General features: G+C 59.8%; 13 protein-coding genes. 5 read left to right on the top strand and 8 right to left on the bottom strand.

The window, feature by feature from the left end:
- Positions 1–7 precede the first annotated feature (7 nt).
- The 3 genes from pqqB to pqqF form a co-directional block, all read right to left on the bottom strand.
- A complete protein-coding gene (gene pqqB / locus V476_RS08615) occupies positions 8–919 on the bottom strand; it encodes a pyrroloquinoline quinone biosynthesis protein PqqB (RefSeq protein WP_003411817.1) in 912 nt (303 codons plus the stop codon).
- An 88-nt stretch (positions 920–1,007) separates the two neighbouring features.
- The gene (gene pqqA, locus V476_RS26870; RefSeq protein ID WP_003422658.1) at positions 1,008–1,082 is read right to left on the bottom strand and encodes a pyrroloquinoline quinone precursor peptide PqqA; all 75 of its coding nucleotides are present in this window, start codon (positions 1,080–1,082) and stop codon (positions 1,008–1,010) included.
- 135 nt (positions 1,083–1,217) lie between these two features.
- Entirely contained in the window at positions 1,218–3,506 is a 2,289-nt protein-coding gene (pqqF, locus tag V476_RS08610; RefSeq protein ID WP_024961474.1) for a pyrroloquinoline quinone biosynthesis protein PqqF, read from the bottom strand.
- 1,018 nt (positions 3,507–4,524) lie between these two features.
- Between pqqF and V476_RS08605 the strand changes: the two genes are divergently transcribed.
- Positions 4,525–5,472 (top strand): IS110 family RNA-guided transposase, encoded by a 948-nt coding sequence (locus V476_RS08605; protein WP_024961480.1) that lies wholly within the window; start codon positions 4,525–4,527, stop codon positions 5,470–5,472.
- Positions 5,473–5,750: 278 nt separating this feature from the next.
- Here V476_RS08605 and V476_RS08600 read toward each other — a convergent pair whose 3' ends face one another.
- From V476_RS08600 to V476_RS08585, 4 genes are all read right to left on the bottom strand, one after another.
- Complete coding sequence (locus V476_RS08600; RefSeq protein WP_024960731.1) at positions 5,751–6,545, bottom strand: carbon-nitrogen hydrolase family protein; 795 nt, start codon at positions 6,543–6,545, stop codon at positions 5,751–5,753.
- A 15-nt stretch (positions 6,546–6,560) separates the two neighbouring features.
- Positions 6,561–8,240 (bottom strand): flavin monoamine oxidase family protein, encoded by a 1,680-nt coding sequence (locus V476_RS08595; protein ID WP_024960732.1) that lies wholly within the window; start codon positions 8,238–8,240, stop codon positions 6,561–6,563.
- Between the two features lie 151 nt (positions 8,241–8,391).
- Positions 8,392–8,853 (bottom strand): Lrp/AsnC family transcriptional regulator, encoded by a 462-nt coding sequence (locus V476_RS08590; protein WP_003395085.1) that lies wholly within the window; start codon positions 8,851–8,853, stop codon positions 8,392–8,394.
- A 10-nt stretch (positions 8,854–8,863) separates the two neighbouring features.
- On the bottom strand, positions 8,864–9,949 hold the full coding sequence (locus V476_RS08585) for an FUSC family protein (protein WP_024960733.1): 1,086 nt from the start codon (positions 9,947–9,949) through the stop codon (positions 8,864–8,866).
- Between the two features lie 310 nt (positions 9,950–10,259).
- Here V476_RS08585 and V476_RS08580 point away from each other — a divergent pair, with 310 nt between their 5' ends.
- Both V476_RS08580 and V476_RS08575 read left to right on the top strand, forming a co-directional pair.
- Positions 10,260–10,583 carry a helix-turn-helix domain-containing protein gene (locus V476_RS08580; RefSeq protein ID WP_003316216.1) on the top strand — a complete coding sequence of 108 codons (324 nt, stop codon included), beginning with the start codon at positions 10,260–10,262 and terminating at the stop codon, positions 10,581–10,583.
- Entirely contained in the window at positions 10,583–11,809 is a 1,227-nt protein-coding gene (locus tag V476_RS08575) for a type II toxin-antitoxin system HipA family toxin (protein ID WP_024960734.1), read from the top strand. The genes V476_RS08580 and V476_RS08575 overlap by 1 nt, the downstream gene beginning before the upstream one ends.
- 24 nt (positions 11,810–11,833) lie before the next feature.
- Here V476_RS08575 and V476_RS08570 read toward each other — a convergent pair whose 3' ends face one another.
- Positions 11,834–12,964: a Fic family protein gene (locus tag V476_RS08570; RefSeq protein WP_024960735.1), complete on the bottom strand. Its 1,131-nt coding sequence runs from the start codon at positions 12,962–12,964 to the stop codon at positions 11,834–11,836.
- 550 nt (positions 12,965–13,514) lie between these two features.
- Here V476_RS08570 and V476_RS08565 point away from each other — a divergent pair.
- Entirely contained in the window at positions 13,515–17,555 is a 4,041-nt protein-coding gene (locus V476_RS08565; protein WP_024960736.1) for a Pls/PosA family non-ribosomal peptide synthetase, read from the top strand.
- The gene (locus V476_RS08560; protein WP_027903019.1) at positions 17,552–18,184 is read left to right on the top strand and encodes a 4'-phosphopantetheinyl transferase family protein; all 633 of its coding nucleotides are present in this window, start codon (positions 17,552–17,554) and stop codon (positions 18,182–18,184) included. Before V476_RS08565 ends, V476_RS08560 begins: the two co-directional genes overlap by 4 nt.
- The last annotated feature ends 83 nt before the right edge of the window (positions 18,185–18,267 follow it).

Here is an 18,267-nt window from a genome sequence, read left to right as displayed (position 1 = left end):
TCAGCTCCTAAAGCTCGATGCTCATGCCATCGAAGGCCACTTCGACGTTGCGACGAACCAGCTCCGCACGTTCCGGGGAGTCTTCGTCGAGAATCGGGTTGGTGTTATTGATGTGGATAAGCACCTTGCGCTGCTCGGGGAAGCCTTCGAGGACTTCCAGCATGCCGCCGGGGCCGTTCTGTGCCAGATGGCCCATCTCCCGGCCGGTACGCGTGCCCACGCCACGGCGTTGCATTTCGTCGTCGTCCCACATGGTGCCGTCGACCAGCAGGCAGTCGGCGTCACGCATCTTCTCGGCCAGTGCTTCATCGACCTTGCCCAGGCCTGGGGCATAGAACAGCTTGCCGCCAGTGCGGGTGTCTTCGACCAGCAGGCCGATGTTGTCGCCCGGGTGCGGGTCGAAACGGTGTGGCGAGTAGGGCGGGGCGGCGCTGCGCAGCGGGAAGGGCGTAAAGCGCAGGTTCGGGCAGGCCGGAATCACGAAGCTGCCCTGCAACTCGATGCGGTTCCAGGTCAGGCCGCCGTTCCAGTGCTTGAGCATTTCGAACAGCGGGAAGCCGGTGCTCAGGTCCTCATGAACCATGTCGGTACACCACACCTGATGCGGGCAGCCTTCACGCAGGCTGAGCAGGCCGGTGGTGTGGTCGATCTGGCTGTCCATCAACACGATCGCGCTGATGCCGGTATCGCGCAATGCGCGCCCGGGCTGCATCGGCGCAAAGCCCTGCAATTGCGCGCGAATATCTGGTGAAGCGTTGCACAGCACCCAGTTGATACCGTCGTCGGACAGCGCAATGGACGACTGGGTCCGCGCATGGGCACGCAGGCTGCCGTCGCGAAAACCTGCGCAATTGACGCAGTTGCAGTTCCACTGGGGGAATCCACCGCCAGCAGCAGAACCTAGAATCTGGATGTACATGACAGCTCCCGGGACACGCTCTGAAATAAAAAACAGCCATAACCATAAAAAAAGCCCCGGCGAACCGAGGCTTCACAGCGCACTGAAATCAACGGCTTGCGAAGTACATGGTGACTTCAAAACCGATACGCAGATCAGTGTAAGCAGGTTTAGTCCACGACATAAAAATCTCCTCGGATAAGTGCAGCGTTGGGTGACTACATCTTAGTGCATCGCTGGAGGCATACGTTCAGATGCTTAGGGAGCTATGTTACTCAATTTCACAATTGGACAGGTTCGGAATCTGCAGAAAAGACCGTTACTGTTCAGGTAAGGATTGCGGAACGGCCGCGCTGGCAGGGCGATTGGCCACGATCAGCCAGCCCCCTTTGGCGCTGATCAACTGATCCGCAGAGGCCAGCAACGAGTGTGTATCCAGATTTGACAGAGCCCCCTGCAAGGTCTGCGCATGGTCACCCCGGTGCCCGGCAAGTTGAGCCTGCCACTGAAGGTCGGCACGCTGTTGCTGCGGCAGGCTCGACGGCTCGAACTGCGCTGCAAGGGCGCTTGCCTGTTCAGGCAAATCTGCATCGCGAATCAGTTGCGGCAATTTGCCGATAAAGGCCTCGATGTGCGCAAACAGCTGTTGGGCACTGCTGGTGGGTGATTGCACGCCGAACAGCAAACCGGTCCGTCCGTCGATCTGCCTGAGGCCACTGAACACCGCGTAGCCCAATTGCAGTTCGACCCGCAGCCGCTGATAGAACGGCGCTTGGGCCAGGTGCGCGAGCAGACGCCAGGCGGCTTCATCTTCGATGGAAGTCGTGGGCGCGGGGCAGAACACCAGCACGGCGTCTTCCGAGGAGGACGATGCTTGCGTCGCCCAGTGCTTGCCAGCGCGAATGGTCGGCAGATCGGGCGGGGAGGTTTGCCGAACGCCGGGTGCCGCATTCAACACCGCGTCCAGCATTGACTGGCGGGCCGGGTCGAAACCGCTGGTTAAACTGATCCAGCGCGAAGCCGCCCATACGTCTGGCAGGTCGCTTATGGCCACCTCCGGGTCACTGCGCAGGTAGTGATCGGCAAGCTGCTTGAGCAACTGACGAATCGGGATCAATACCGGCTCGTCGTGTTCCAGCGTGTGTGCATCGGGGTGCTGCAAGCGCTGCAGGCTTTGTTGCAGGACCGCCACCATCGGTTCGCGCAAGCCGTTCAATTGAAGCTGCCAATAAGGGCCGTACGCAGTGAAGGTCAGGGTGACCCCGGCCTGACGTGCGTCTTCGGCCAGTGGTTTGAGCGCCGCATCGAGTATCCGCCAAAAAGCGGGCTGCGGGGACGGCAGTTGCCAGCGCAGGTACAGCGCGGCTTCAGCGGGGTCGTCCGCTGCCCTGTCAAGAAACGGATTCGGCGCTGGCAGGCGCCAAGTGAGCGGCTCTGGATCGAGGTTCTCCACATCAGCGGTGAGTTTCGACAGTAATACGCTTAAGGCTTTTTGGCCTTGCTCGCTCCACTGCGCGGGCGTTTCGCGACAGTGATGGTTTGCCAGAGCCAGTGCTCCGCACATCTGCAGACGGCGTTGTTCGAGACGGTGGTATTCCTCGATTCGCGTTGGCCAGTGAGCCTTGAAAAAGCCGAGCCAGCTGAAAAGCAGGCTGCTGATAGCGGTCGCGTTCGCCGGGTCGCCCGTAAACTCTATATCCAGCAAAAGCTGCCCGCCGAACTGGTAAAGCGGTGCGGCGTGCAGCGAGGTGCAAAGGCCCCTGCGGATCAGCTCGGCAACCAATCCGCCAGGCTGCGCTGCATTGAGCCAGTGACAGAAGAAGGCCACCGCTTCGTCAGCCTTGTCCGGCAAGTCCTCAACAGCAAACAGCAGATGGTTTCGCTCGCCAGCCTGTCGAGCGCCGGCCATCAATGCTGGAGGCGGGCGCTGTTTGAGCTTCACCCCGCTGGCGAAAACTGCGCCGTGGTTTGTCGCCAGCGCCTGTAATTCAGCCATTGGCAGCGGGCCAGTCAGGCACAGGGTCATCTGTCCGGCTTGATAGAAGCCTCGATAAAAGTCTTTCAACGCTTGCTGAAAAGCCGGGTTGGGCACTGGCAGGCTGTAGCGATTGCCGGCGTGAAAGCCACGCAACGGATGCTGTGGGTTGATCGCTGTCAGCAGGCGCGCCTGATCGCGGGATGCGCTATCGCCGAGCCAGGCGATGAATTCGGCGTGCAGCACTTCGCGTTCGCGCAATTGATCTGCGATGTCCATGCGCGGCTTGGCAAGCATGTCGCACAGGCGCTCCAGCCCTTGGGCGAAGTCGGCTTGCGGCAGTTCGAAGAAGAAGTCAGTGGTGCGCTCGCGGGTGCTGGCATTGACCTGCCCGCCATGAAGCTGCACGAAGGTCATCAGGTTATCCCCGGCCGGGAAGCGTTCGGTGCCGAGGAAAAACAGATGCTCCAGAAAATGCGCCAGCCCAGGCCAAGCCCGAGGCGCGTCGTGACTGCCCGCTGCCACACGCAACGAGGCCGCACAGCGCTTGAGCCGTGGCTCGTGACACAGCACCACATTCAGACCGTTGGCCAGCGTGAGGCGTTGAGTGTCAGTGGCGTGTGCGGCAGGCATGAGGGGCGTCCGGAAAGCTGTGCGAGGCGAAGCGTCATGCTAGCGGATTAGCTGACCTGATCGCGAGCCTGCTGCTCAAAGCTGCGAAATAGAGGACGCAAAGGGGCCGCCAGGCTTTCCGAAAATGCATCGCTTGAAAGACCGTCTTCGCGAACAAGTTCGCTCCTACCCCTCAGGCAGAAGGCTGTTTTTGATTCTGCCCAACGGGCGTAGGAGCGGACTTGTCCGCGAAGGGGCCGTTAAGCTTCCCGACAATGCATCGCTTGAAAGACCGTCTTCGCGAACAAGTTCGCTCCTACCCCTCGGGCAGGAGGCCGTTTTGATTCTGCCCAACGGGCGTAGGAGCGGACTTGTCCGCGAAGGGGCCGTCAAGCTTTCCGAAAATGCATCGCCTGAACGACCGTCTTCGCGAACACGTTCGCTCCTACCCCTCAGGCAGAAGGCTGTTTTTGATTCTGCCCAACGGGCGTAGGAGCGGACTTGTCCGCGAAGGGGCCGCCAAGCCTTCCGAACATGCATCGCCTGAACGACCGTCTTCGCGAACACGTTCGCTCCTACCCCTCGGGCAGGAGGCCGTTTTTGATTCTGCCCAACGGGCGTAGGGAGCGGACTTGTCCGCGAAGGGGCCGCCAAGCCTTCGAACATGCATCGCCTGAACGACCGTCTTCGCGAACAAGTTCGCTCCTACCCCTCGGGCAGGAGGCCGTTTTTGATTCTGCCCAACGGGCGTAGGAGCGGACTTGTCCGCGAAGGGGCCGTTAAGCTTTCCGAACATGCATCGCTTGAGCGAGCGTCTTCGCGAACAAGTTCGCTTGTATGGTAAGACTTGAAGGGAGGAGGAGGGACTTAGTTCGCTTCTGACTGTTCGCGCAGTACAGACCCGTAGGAGATTTCACCCCTCCTCCTTTCACCCAAGCGCCGATAAAGAATGCTTAAGGCTCACAACCTACGATAGAAACAAGCCTGCGCCTCTGGGTGGCCCCTTCAAGTCTGTAAACCTTATCCCCGAGGAGGCGTTATGGCAATGCGGGTTACTCTGCAAAAACCGATCATCGGTGTAGATGTCGCCAAGAATGAGCTGGTGATCTACCACGATCAATATGATCGACTTGAGGCAATCCCCAATACCAAAGTCGCCATCACCCAATGGCTGAAGGCCTTGGCGAGCAGCTGCGCCATCGCCATCGAAGCCACTAACGTCTATCACGTCCTGTTCGCGGATGCGGCCCACGAAGCAGGCTGTGACATTTATATGGTGGATGGCTATCAGCTCAGTCATTACCGTAAAGGCGTCAACATACGCGCCAAAACCGATGCCCAAGATGCTCGTTTGTTGGCCCGATACCTGAAAAACGAGCTTGATGAGTTGCGGCCCTGGATACCTGCGAGCCCGCTTTATCGGCAGCTTCTGAGCCTGTTCCGACGTCGTGCAGCCTTGGTTCAGGCTCGTACTGGCCTGGTACAAAGCTGGACCAACGAGCCTTTTCTGAGAACAGCGTTCGCCAATCAGGTCAACTCGATGAAACGATTTGAGGCGCTCGTTGAAAAGAAGATTCGCGATGTACTGCAGGAAGCCGGGCTGATGAGGCAGGTCAACCGCTGTATGAAAGTAGAGGGGATCGGCTTTCTGACTGCAGCTCGTTTGGTCACTTCTTTTCAGCGAGGCGAGTTCAGCGGAGCGAACGCCTTTATCGCGTTTCTTGGGCTGGACCTGAGAGTATCCAAATCAGGGCAAAGTGATGGACCTCGTCGATTGACCAAACGCGGCGATCCAGAAGCCCGACGGTTGCTGCACAACGCGGCTATGTCCGGGAGCCGTACGCCGGCCTGGAAGCCTTTTTATGAAGAGCAGAGAAAGCGTGGCTTTAGTACAACTCAAGCGCTGGTCATGCTCTCCCGAAAGTTGGCTCGAGTAGTCTTCGCTCTGTTAAAGAACCAGAGCGAATATCAAACAAAAGTGGCTTGAGGGCTTTCCCAAAACCATAGAATCTCCTACGCCCCTCGGGCAGGAGGCCGTTTTGATTCTGCCCAACGGGCGTAGGAGCGGACTTGTCCGCGAAGGTGCCGTTAAGGTTTCCAAAAATCTATCGCCTGAGCGAGCGTCTTCGCGAACAAGTTCGCTACGGGCTCCGGCCAGAATCAAAAGCGGGCTTGTGTATGACGATGGTCGCGGAGCGTGGGCACGATAGTTATAGGATTATTCCGCACGCTCCTGCGTGGGAATTATCCATCCGGCTAATCTGATCAAGTCAGCGACGTATAAAGCGCCGGGCGGCGATCCATGAAGTAGTCGTTCGCGGTTCTGGCCTGGGCCAGCAGTGACTTGTCCAGCGTGCCGACCAGCAGCGCTTCGTCCTGACCTGCCAGCAATGGGCGGCTGCCATCCGGCGCGCAGAGGCTGCTGAGCCCGCAGTAACGAATCGCGCCCTCGCTGCCGCAGTAGTTGGCATACACCACGTAGCAGTGATTCTCGAAGGCCCGCGCCCGAACCGTCACGTCGCAGACGAAATCGTAAGGCAGCATGTTTGCGGTGGGGACCAGAATCAACTCGGCCCCTGCCAGGGCCAGCCGACGGGTGTTTTCAGGGAATTCCACGTCGTAGCAAATCAGCAGGCCCAAGCGCCAGCCATTCAATTCGACCACCGGGTAATGATCGTCGCCTGCGGCGAACATCGACTTGTCCAGATCGCTGAACAGATGCGTCTTGCGGTAGTTGCACAGGCGTGTGCCCTGGCTGTCGATCAACTGCACAGCGTTGTAGATCTGCCGATCGGCAGCGCGTTCCGGATAGCCGTAGAGGATCGCAATGCCGCTGGCCTGTGCGATGGCGGCAATGCGCGTCGCTGCCGGACCGTCCTGCGCCTGCGCCAGCTCACCAACAGCCTGAGCGCCGATGTTGTAGCCGCTGAGGAACATTTCCGGACAAATCAGCACCTGTGCCCCTTGCTCGGCGGCGGCCTGAGCCTGCTGTTCCAGGCGAGTCAGGTTGCCGCTGACATCCAGCGGCAATGGCGGGCATTGATACAGCGCAACGCGCATGGGGTTTTCCTTCTGTCAGTCGCCCAGTGCAATCGGACCGATTTCGTGGAACACATCACCGGGGCCGGGGTTCTCGGCGTGAGTCTTGCCGCCGAAGTGGTTCATGATCCCCCACACGGCGTTCAGTGAAGTCTGCACAGCGCCTTCGACCCACGCCGGTGTCCAGGACACATCGTCGCCGGCGATGAACATGCCGCGCTGCTCGCTGGGCATATCCTGCTGCATGAAGTGTGCGTACATGCGCTGGTTATAGCGGTAATGGCCCGGCAGCGCACCCTTGAACGCACCCAGGAAGTGCGGATCGGCTTCCCATGACACGGTAATCGGATCACCGATGATCCGCGCTGCGATGTCCACTTTCGGGTAGATCTTCTTCAAGGCGTCCAGCGCCAGCTTCACCCGCTTCTCGATGGGCTGCGGGAGCATCTTCAGAGCATCGCCCATCCAGGAGTAGGACAGGCAGATCACGCCGGGTTTGTCGTCGCCGTTATCGAACAGGTAAGTGCCACGGGTCAGCCGGTCGGTGAGGGTCATGCTCATCAGGTCGCGGCCGGTTTCCGGGTCCTTGTCCTTCCAGAATGGGCGGTCAACCATCACGAAGGTCTTCGAGGACTGCATGTAGCGGGTGCGGTCCAGGGCCATCCACATTTTCTGCGAAAACAGCGACTCTTCGCACTCGATCTGCGTGGTCAGCAGCCAGCTCTGGCAGGTGGTCAGCACGGCCGCGTACTGCCGGGTGTCGCCCCAATTGTCAGTCACCGCAAAACTGCCATCCTCGGCGCGTGCAATGCGCTTCACGCCGGGACGTGGTGCGCCGCGGTGCAACGACGACAGGCTGGTGCCCTTGGGCCAGTGCGCGCAATGCTCGGGTACATGGCTCCACAAGCCAACCGGCACTTGCTGCACGCCGCCGACGATCAGATGCTGGTGCTCATCGCAGTTGGTCATCACCACGCGGAAGATTTCCAGCATCGAGTTGGGGAAGTCCGAGTCCCAGCCGCCCGTGCCGAAGCCCACTTGGCCGAATACTTCGCGGTGAAAGAAAGACAGCTTGGCGAAGGCCTTGGAGGTCGCGACAAAGTCATAGAACGTGCGGTCGTCCCATAACGGCACCAGCTTGTTCCACAGTTCTTTGAGGCGCGGCACATCGCGATCGCGGATGGCCTGCTGGATGTCACCGAACTGCGAGCCGCTTTCCAGGGCGTCGGCCCAGGCGTCGGCGACTTCCTGAAAAAGCGCCGGCAGGTCCGAGAGCATCTGTGCGTAGTAGGTGGTGCCTTCCAGGTCGATAACGGTGCTGCCGGACGCCGCAGTCAGCGGGTTGGGGAAGGGCCTGGACTCAAGGCCCAGCTTGTCGACGTAATGGAAGAACGCTGTCGAGGACACCGGAAAGCGCATGCCGCCCAGTTCGGCAATGATGCCTTTGGCGCCTTCGAACTCCTGCGAGCGCAGGCGGCCACCCATTTTCGAGGCTTCGTACACCACCGGCTTGAGGCCCATCTTCATCAATTCGTAGGCCGCCACCAGACCGGCTATCCCGGCACCGATAATTGCCACCTCAGCGCCGTGGTTCTCCACAGGGATGCTGCCCAAGCCTTTCGGGTGCTCAATCCAGTCATCGAAGGCGAAGGGGAAATCGGGGCCGAACATGGTGATTGGCTTTTTGCCGTTGGCGGGGTGACGGTTGTTCTTCATGACGGACCTTGATGGGCAACGGCGAAAAACAACAGTCTAGAGAAGGGCGGACACGTTAATAAGACGCAAAGTGTCGTCGATATGCTGTTTGTTTTGGCTAAGTGACGAATCTGCTGGTCGGTTTGTATGGTTGATCGATCGAGGCGTTCAGTTACACCGGCTGGCCGCGGTCGATCTTGCTGCTGAGGATGATCGAGGTCGTGGTCTTCTCGACACCATCCACGCTGCCGATCAGGTCCAGTAACTGGTCCAGTTGCTCGGGAGAATCCGTGCGCAGCCAGGCGACATAATCGAACTCGCCACTCACCGCACAGAGTTGCTGAACCTGCGCCATGGCACTGAGGCGCCGCACCACTTCCTTGCCCGAGCGGGGTTGCACGGTGATGCCGACATACGCCTGCAACCCGCCACTGACCACGCGCTGGCCAAGGCGCACGCCGTAACCGGTAATCACTTTGCTGCTTTCCAGGCGTGCGAGCCGCGATGTGACGGTGGTGCGGGCGATGCCCAGTTGCCGGGCGAGCATGGCGACGCTTTCGCGCGCGTTGATTTGCAGCGCGGCAATCAGCTGGCGATCGATTTCATCCAGCACAGGCGGGCGGGTATCGGGCACGGGCGGTTCCTTAAAACTTCCAGCGTTTGGCGGTCTTGGCCAGACGCGCCTGCAGGCCGTCGAGGTTGAGCGCCAACTGCTGGGTCATCAAGTGGTAGCCCTTCAGCTCGGTAGGGATGACGGCCTTCACTGCAGGTGTCGCTGGTGTCTCTGGTGTTTCCGTCGTACGTTCCAGACGCTCGGTGGCCCCGGTTTGCAGGGCGCGCGCCATGCCGATCAGTTGCCGGCGAATCTGGCGGTAGTCAGCGTCCAACGAGGCCTTGAGTGGCTCGTCAGCAAGCTGATTCAGGTTCGCCGGGCGAATATTGGCGAGAATCTCCAGGGTGCTCAGACACATGCGGAAGTGACCCTGAATGGCGTCCAGTTCGACCATGGACATCTTCACTTCCTTGGACACCGACGGCAGCAGCGAGCGCAATTGCAGCATCGTGCCGTTGAGCCTGGCGGTCAGTTTCAAATGCTCGTCAGCGGTAACCGGCTGGCCCTGCACGATGCGCCCGTAGACCTTGGCGCAGTCACGCAAACCACTGGCCAGGTTGTAGCGCCATGAAAACACCGCATACAGCGGCAGGGCGAAGGAGAACGCCAGGGCCAACGCGATACCAATCAGGATATCGACGGTACGCCACAGGCCGTCACTGATCGGGTTGTAACCATGACCGGCAACGATGAACAGCGTGATCGCCGACAGCAGCGCGGTGTAACCGCCTTTGCCAATGGCGTGATAGGCGAAGAAACCGCACATCACCGACATCATTGCGTAGGTCAGCAACGGCATTTCCAGATAGCCCTGCTGGACCACCACGATCAGACCGAGGCCGGCACCGATCAACGTTCCATAGGCCCGTTCGACCGACTTCTTGCCGATATTGCCGTGATGCTGCAAACCGCCGATCACGATCAGCATGGTCACCGACGCCCACTCGCCATGGGGCAGGTTGAGGCCAGTGGTCAGCAGAATAGTCACCAGCAGGCCCACCGCAATCCGCGCCGCGTGGATCAGCCGCGCATGCCGATAACGGCGATACGGGTCCAGCAAAGGACGCAGAACAGGGCGAAGCCAGGAGGGTATGAAAGCAGAGCGCGAATTCGTCATGCGTTAAGAGACCGCGAGGGTAGGGAAGAGATTCCCTGATTGGATGATGGCAGTCCTCAGTAAGCCACATTTTGATGGGGGATGGGTGGGGTATGTCGATGATCAGTGACGTGGCATTGCGCACTTAAGGTGTAGGAATGAAGCGCTGAGGGCAGTGATCACGATTTTTATGTGTAATTAAGATGTCACTTAATGGCACTTTATGAGGGTTAATGTGTTCTTTCGTGATCTATTATTTTCGGGTCCACGTAGCTATCCGTGTTACTTTGTTTTTTCTCGAACTCCTGCGCCTGCCCGCTGGTAACTGCTCATGAAGGCTTTTTTCCCCGTTCAGTGCACCGACACGCTTTTGCGCATTGCCCTGCTGGTAAAGCAGACCAGATTGCAGCAAGGCATCCGCCAGGTCGATCTTGCCGAAAGGCTGGGCATCTCGCTTCGTACGTTTCGACGTATCGAGGCAGGCAATGCCGAAGGCGTATCGCTGCGTGACTTTATGCTGGTGGTCTGGGGGCTGGGGGTGTCGGAGCGATTGTTTCAAGGGCTTCGGGATGACGAGTCGTTCAGTGTCGAGCAGCTTGAAGCTGCCGACCGAAAGCGTGTCCGCCTGCCTCGACACAAGCCGGAGGACTTCTGATGGCCCAGGCTTATATCTACATGGAATGCCCTGTCAGCGGAGAGACACTGACGCTGGGCAAGCTGACGATTCAGGCTGGCGTCGGAACATTCCAATATGCACCGGATGCGGTGCAGGAAAACATCTGGGTGCCGGATCCTTTCAGGTATCCACTGTCCACGCGATCCTACACCGTGACTAAAAATGGTGGCGTCCCGGGTTTTATCGATGATGCCATGCCCGATGGTTGGGGAGAGCGGTTGCTGCATCGGGTTGAAAAAGGCCCGTTGGACTCGATACAGCTGCTGCTCAAATCGCCCAACAGCGACAGAGCGGGCAATATCATGGCCGGCCTGTCGCGTGTCGCGCAGGACGGGCTGGGCCAGACGCCTCCCAAGGCCTTTCGTGCCAAAGGGCTCGATCATTTCATCGATGCCTGTGAAGCGATCTATGACAGCCAGCTCAGTGCCGAGCAGCTGGAGGTTCTGAAGGTAAGGGATCAGCGATCTTCCGCTGGCGGCGCACGCCCCAAGCGAACTTATCTGGGCGACAGAAAACTGATTCTGGCCAAGCCTCGCGACAAATTCGATCACTATGACCTGCCCTCCGTTGAGCACGCCTGCATGACCTTCGCAGGGCTTAAAGGGTTGCAGGCGGCCAACACCTCTCTGTATCGCGGCGAGCGGATCAATACACTGTTGGTCGAGCGTTTCGACCGCGCTTTTGATGAGCAAACCCATCGCTTCCGCCGACTGCCGATGCTCAGCGGCTTGACCTTGCTGGACGCCGAGTGGAAGGCCCGTACGCACCTCGACTGGCAATATGCGGCACTCGCCGATGAGCTGTATCGTCGTGGTGCGCCTGACGTTGATCGGCATGAGCTGTATCGGCGCATGGCCTACAACGTGCTGGTCGGCAATGCCGATGACCATCCCCGTAACCATGCAGTCATCTGGAAAGAAGGTGGCTGGAGGTTATCGCCGATGTACGACGTACTGCCCATTCTGGACGAAGGGCCTGCTCAGGCACTTGCCATGTCAGTCGGCATCGAAGGGTCGCGGCTCAACCGAGGCAATCTGCTCAGTCAGCACGCTCACTTTGCCTTGAGCAAGGAACAAGCCGAGGCGGCGCTGGACGAGGTGGCCGGTTGGGAAACCGAACTGCATGATTACTACAGCCAGTTTCTGTCCGGTGCGGAACTGGATGCTACAGTCGATGCGACCAGTGGCTCACGTCTGAAGCGCTAGCAGCTCCTTCTGCTGTGTAGGGTTCTACGGCAAGGGCAGATTGATCTGGTAGCGAGTGCTTCGGCCTCCACCGGGTAGGCGAACCAGGCAGTTTTTGGCAAGCAGATCACTTAAGTGGCGGGTAGCAGTGGCCTTTGAGACCTTAGCCACTGCCTGATACTGCGCTGCGCTCAGACCGTTTTCAAAGCCACGCTCGCCGCCATCCAGCAGTCGATTCAGCACCTTGACCTGTTCGGCGCTCAGGTCGTTGTCGCGATGTAATTGCCAAAATCGCGTTTTGCCCAGTACTCGTTCTATATGAACCAAGGCGTTTTCAATGCTTTTCAACAATGTGCGCAGGAACCATTCCAGCCACTCGGTGATATCGGTCGTGCTTTTCTGACTGGTCTCCAGAACGTGGTAATAGCCGGCGCGGTCAGCAAGGATGCTGGCGGACATGGCAAACAGTCGTATGGCTTGCTGATCGCCCTGAGTCAGCGCCAGGTCTGTAATGGCCCGAGTCAGGCGACCATTGCCGTCGTCAAACGGATGCAGGGTTACAAACCAGAAATGCGCGATACCTGCCCGCACGAATGGATCGAGCGTCGGATCACTTTGACTGCTGGCAAACCAGTCGAGAAAATCCTCCAGCTGCCGCTCAAGTCCAGCCCGCGGTGGCGCTTCAAAATGCACGATGGGTCGATCAAGTCTCCCTGAGACCACTTGCATAGGTTCGTCGCTACGCAATTGACCAACCAGGATGCGAGCAGACACAAAGCTGTCCTCTTCCGGGAACAGCCAGCGATGCCAGGTACACAGACGTTGCAAGTCAAGTGGCTGATCATGACCACGTGTGGCGTCCAGCATCAGCTCGGCCAACCCCTCGCTGCGAGGGCTATGCTTGCCGTCATCGGCGATCCCCAGGCGGCGTGCCAGCGACGACCTGACAGAATCTGCATTCAGTCGCTCGCCTTCGATGGCGGACGAAGTGACGATATTCTGCAGCAGGGCATTCAAGCCCTCGCACATTTGCGCATCGCCACCCACTGCACCGCTCATACCCAGCAAGCGACCTTGAGCCTTGGCGCACGCTCGTATCAACGGTGCAAGGCGTTCTTCGCGCCAATGGAAGAGCGGCCAGTTCGGCTGTTGCCAGATCCAGAGATGTTCGGACATCGTATCCGCCTATGCAGTGAGCCGAATAAAAAGTTAATCGGCTCATGGAGTGAGCCGATTGTGGTGATTATTCGGCTCACCGTCTAGATGTGCTCATCGAGGCGGCACGGATTACGTGAGAGCTCATCACGGTCTGTGAGTCATTGAACCCGAAGTGTGAGGCGTCTGCTGTAACTCGCGCAGCAATGTGGCGGGTGACTCTCACATCGCATTCCTGCTGGATCAACCGGACCGGCGTATAGCTGTAGCCCCGGACCAGGGCGCCGTTCAACGACCTCTGCTTTTTTGCAAGTCCGACACATGAACACCTGGTGGGCAATCCGCCACCTTCGTTTTGTTGTTCAAGATTCGTACAGCCAGCCTTTGCCATATTCGCCTTGCCAGCCTGTTCTCTTGCCTCGGTGAGAGCTGCAGCGCTCCAGCCAAAATGTATCAAAACGGACATATTCCGGACACGTAACCACCACAGAATTCGCGCCAATCGCTGACGGACCGGCTCATAACCAGAAAATCTCAGGCACCTCCTTCAGACGAGCTAATACCTGCTGCCATGAATAACCTGAACCTGTCGACGCTAGGCCAGAACGAACAATCGCTGGACGTGATTTACGGTCCTATTCAACCTGAGCTGCTACGTGAGGAAGTGCTGGCCGATCTGCTGGAAGCCAGTGCCCGGCGCAATCCGCAGCATGTGGCATTGATCTTCGGCGAGCGTCAGATCAGTTATGGCGAGCTGGACCAGCAGGCCGATCAGGTGGCTTCTGCGCTGATCAGCGCGGGTCTTCGTCCGGGGGATATCGTCGGTCTGTGGCTGCCACGCGGCATCGAGCTGTTGGTCATGCAGGCCGGTATTGCCAAGGCGGGCGCTGCCTGGCTGCCCTTGGATCAGGACACGCCGGTGGAGCGCCTGCAGATTTGCCTGGACGACGCCAGCGCAGTCGGGCTGGTTTCCTGTGATGCGTTGATGCCGGTGTTGGCCGATACCGGCTTGAAGGTGTGGACTGCCGAACACCTGCTGACGCCGACCGACGCAGCGTTGGTGCGCCGCAGTGGTGTGCTTCCCGACCATCCTGCCTATGTCATCTATACCTCCGGCTCTACGGGCAAGCCCAAGGGCATTGTGATTTCCCAGCGCAGCATCTGCCATTTTCTGCGCAGCGAGAACGCGATACTCGGCATTCGGGCAAGCGACCGGGTTTACCAGGGCTTTTCCGTGGCCTTCGACATGTCCTTCGAAGAAATCTGGATTGCCTATCTGGTGGGCGCGACGCTGTGGATAGGTCCGAAGGAAACCAGCGGTGACCCGGAAACCCTGCCGCGTTTGCTGAATGAGCAGCGCATCAGCGTTTTGCATGCGGTGCCCACTTTGCTGGCGCTGTTCAGCGAAGACGTTCCCGGCCTGCGCCTGATCAATCTGGGCGGCGAGATGTGCCCTGAATCGCTGGTCGATCGCTGGGCAACGCCGAACCGGCAGATGTTCAACACCTACGGCCCTACCGAAGCCACTGTATCGGCCAGCCTGGCGCGTCTGTCGCGTGGTCGCCCGGTGTCGATTGGCACACCGTTACCCAATTACGGGCTGTTGGTCATCGCCAACGACCCTGCGGTCGGGAGCACCCTGGCGCCCAGCCTGCTGCCGCGTGGCGAAGTCGGCGAGCTGTGCATCATCGGCCCCGGCCTGGCTGAGGGATATCTCGGTCGGCCGGACCTGACCCAGGAAAAATTCCTGCCGAACCCATGGTCCACCGGCTATCACGATGCGCGCTTGTATCGAACCGGCGATCTTGCCCGGATCGACGATGACGGGCAGGTGCAGTGCCTCGGGCGGGCCGACGATCAGGTAAAAATTCGGGGCTTTCGCGTCGAACTGGGCGAGATTGAATCGCTGTTGGCGCAACAGCCTGGCGTGGGCACCGTTGCCGTCCTGTTGCGCAACGAGGCGGGCGTTGATCAGCTGATTGCCTACCTGGTGAGCGACACCTCGACGCCTTCCGCATTCACGAGTCAGTTGCGCAAAACCCTGCAGGCGCAGTTGCCGCCGTACATGGTCCCGGGACACTTCGAACTGCTCGACAGCATGCCGCGCCTCACGTCCGGCAAAATCGATCGCAAAACGCTCAAGGCCCGGCCGTTGACGGTCGATGCCAAGGCCGCCAGCGCAGAGTCCGATGTGGCGCAAACCGAAGGTGAGATTGCACTGTTTGCCGCGCTGAGCACGCTGTTCCCCGGCATGCCGATCCGCCGCGATGCGGACTTTTTCACCGATCTGGGTGGGCATTCCTTCTTTGCTGCGCGTCTGGCCTCGGCACTGCGGGCCAATCCTCGTTTCGCTCAAGTCACGGTGCGCGACATTTACCAGCATCGGCGTATCGGTGCGATTGCCGAAGTGCTGGACCAGGCGCCACAAGAGATGGACGCGCCGGTGGACTGGACGCCTCCGTCAGCCTGGCGTCGCTGGCGCTGCGGCGTGGCCCAGGCGCTGGCATTGCCGGTCATGGTCAGCCTGCGCATGACCCAATGGCTCGCACCGTTCTTTACCTACCACTTGCTCACCGGCTCGCCTGACGACTCTGTCGCGTTGGCGACGCTGGCGTCGATCTCGGTGTTTCTGATTGCCACCGTTCTGCAGTTTTTCATCGCGCTGGCAGCCAAGTGGCTGATCGTCGGCCGCCTGAAGCCTGGGATCTATCCGCTGTGGGGCGTTACTTACTTTCGCTGGTGGGCCGCAGACCGCATGGTCGAGTCGGCGCCGACTTATCTGCTGAGCGGTTCTTCACTTTATCCTCTGTGGCTGCGCGCACTGGGCGCGAAAATCGGGCAGGACGTGATTATCGGCGGGGCTACAGTACGGGCTCACGACCTGCTGGAAATCGGCGACGGGGTCAGCGTCGGCAACGGTGTCAGCTTCGAAAGTGCGCGCGTTGAACGGGGCCAGTTGCATTTGGGGCGTATCGCCTTGCAGGACAATGCTTGTGTCGGCTCTTACGTGATCATGGAAGGCAATACGGCTGTAGGCCCGTGGGGACATCTGGAAGCCCAATCGGCCATGGCCGACGGTCGGGAAGTTCCCGCTGGGCGCATCTGGCAGGGCTCGCCAGCGCGTGATGTCGGCGCGTTCGATACGCTCGGTCAACCGGCGCGGCCTGTGACCAGCCCTGCGCGTTTGCGGGCAGAAAAACTGTTCTTCGTCTTCGGCGTACTGCTGATCGCGACGTTATTCTTTATCCCGGTCTTCCCGACCTTCTTCCTGATCGACTGGTTCGACACGCAGAACGTCTTGCCATGGTTCGAGGGCAGCGGACCACTGGGACAACTGGCGCGCTATTTCCTGATCGCCTTCCCGGCCAGTGCGTTGCTGATTGTCGCGACCGTCCTGGCGTCGGCGGCATTGCGCTGGCTCGTTTTCCCGCGCCTCAAACCGGGCCGTTATGAGGTACACAGCAATACCTACTGCGCCAAATGGCTGATCAGCCAGATTCAGGAAGCGAGCCTCAACGTGCTGTCCGGCATCTACGCCACGGTGTATTCGCCCTTCTGGTATCGGCTGTTGGGCGCGAAAGTAGGGCGCGACGCCGAGATCTCCAGTGCACAGGGCGTCATCCCGGACATGCTGACCCTGGGCGATGAAACCTTTATCGCCGATGCGGTGATGCTTGGTGATGAGCGCATCGACGGCGGCTGGATGACCATGCAACCCACTGTCGTGTCCCATCGCAGCTTTGTCGGCAACGGCGGATACATCGCTGATGGCACGGTGCTGCCGGAAAACGTCCTGATCGGCGTCCATTCCTGCGCACCGCACAACAGCAAAATAGTCGACGGCGACACCTGGCTGGGCTCCCCACCGATCCACCTGCCGGCCCGCGAGCAGGTCAGTGGCGCTCCTGAATCGCTGACGTTCAAGCCATCACGGCTGCGCCGCCTGGCCCGCGGCCTTGTCGAAGGCGTGCGCATTGTCACGCCGCACGCGGTGGTGATCGCCGTTGGCTACACGGTGATGCTTGACCTGATGCCACTCGCTGACAACGATCGCTGGGGCGCCGTGCTGGCCTACCTCGCCGTCATCGGCATGGCGTACAGCGTGGGTAACTTTCTGCTGATCGTTGCCTTGAAGTGGTTGGTCATGGGCCGCTATCGCAAACGCGCTGACCTGATGTGGACGCCCTTCGTATGGCTTTCAGAGGGCATCACCAGTCTGTATGAAGGCATGGCCGCGCCAAACTTCATGCGCTACCTGCGCGGCACACCGTGGTTGCCACTGGCGTTCAATGTGCTCGGCTGCAAGATTGGTCGCGGGGTTTACATGGACACGACCGACATCACCGAATTCGACTGCGTCAGTATCGGCGCAGACAGCGAATTGAACGCCGGCGCTTGCCCACAGACCCACCTGTTCGAAGACCGAGTCATGAAAATCGACCACGTCAGCATCGGCGAACGCGTGTACATGGGCCCGCGCAGCGCCGTGCTCTATAGCGCGGTCGTCGGCAACGATGCGCACCTTGGCGCACTGACCCTGGTCATGAAGGGCGAACACATCCCTGCCGGCAGCCGCTGGGCCGGTTGCCCCGCGTCACCTGACAGGGCATGAAACGCGGGGCGAGCTGGGCATTCGATGAAGATGGCCGGCTTGCCCCGCCAAAGCCTTTCCCTCGGCAGAACGTATTACTGGTCAGCTGCGTCACCCGACCGGGCGGTGCAAGGGATGAAGCCAGAAAACGCATTCGGGCTTGTGTGCGTACCGCCGTGGAACAGTGGCTCGAATTGCCATCCGGGGCGATCACGTTCATCAGCGCCCCAGGTGTCGCGCCGCGATTGCTTATCGACGGGCTGCCGGTGCCAGGGTTTTCCATCAGCCACGAGGCTGGATTCTCTCTGGCTGCCATCAATCTTCAAGGCGCAGTGGGCGTGGACTTGATGCAGGTTCAGACGGTGCCGGACTGGCATGCTGTCGCGCAGGATTATCTGGGGGCTGAGGTTGCTACCGGCCTGTCAGGCTTGCCCGAGTCGGTTCGCACGATTGCGTTCGCCAAGGCATGGTGCAGGCGCGAAGCGTTTTTGAAGTTGCACGGGTTGGCGCTTGAGGAATGGACGGCAGTGGGCGGGTTGCGGGGTATGGGGGTCGAGGTTGAATTGGGGGAGGGGATGGTGGGTGTGGTGGCGTTGAGTCAGGTTTCGATGGAATACATGAATCAGGCTGAGCGGCGTACGGCACCTTGATTGATCTCGTCCTCTGAGCTCAGGCGGTGCTCTCCGCTATTGGGGTTTGCGGCCTGTTGAGGCGCATTGATACTCACCCCCGC

Source organism: Pseudomonas syringae KCTC 12500, from assembly GCF_000507185.2.
GTDB classification, from domain to species: domain Bacteria; phylum Pseudomonadota; class Gammaproteobacteria; order Pseudomonadales; family Pseudomonadaceae; genus Aquipseudomonas; species Aquipseudomonas syringae.
Note: the sequence above shows the minus strand (reverse complement) of the source record. Positions and strands in the feature narration are given on the sequence as shown.